The organism is Polaromonas sp. P1_G2, from assembly GCF_056405515.1.
Genome location: NZ_JBFUBY010001327.1, coordinates 1 through 422, shown reverse-complemented (window position 1 = coordinate 422; position 422 = coordinate 1). Strand labels below are relative to the sequence as shown.

General features: G+C 60.9%; 1 protein-coding gene. It reads left to right on the top strand.

Annotated elements, in window-relative coordinates; all coding sequences use genetic code 11:
• Positions 1–11: 11 nt before the first annotated feature.
• A partial coding sequence (locus AC1D0P_RS30390) for a type 1 periplasmic-binding domain-containing protein (RefSeq protein ID WP_477680131.1) occupies positions 12–422 on the top strand: 411 nt, incomplete at its 3' end.

The window sequence follows — 422 nt, the reverse complement described above, 5'->3', positions numbered from 1 at the left end:
CGGTCGGGTTCATGATGGACCTTGACCATGACAATGCTCCCAGCAGCGAATATTTCTTCATGGGCGTGTTCGACGGCGTCCAGTCGGTGCTCACCCGCCATGGTCTCGACCTGCTTGTCCTGCCACGGCCGACCAACGAAGATTCCCATCGCTTCCTCGAGCGCTACGTGGCGCGCGGGGTGTTTGACGCAATGATACTGTCGGGCACACAGACGATCGACCCACGTATCGACATGCTCGAAGCCGCCGGCGTTCCATTCGTCACGCTCGGACGAAGCCGTTCCGGAAGCGACTATCCGTGGATCGACATGGATTTCGAGGGTGTTGCCGATGCCGCGGTCGACCGCCTTGTGCAGCAGGGTCATCGCCGCATTGCCGTCACCTTGCCCTACGGAGGCATCAACTTCGGTCCGGTCTTCGCT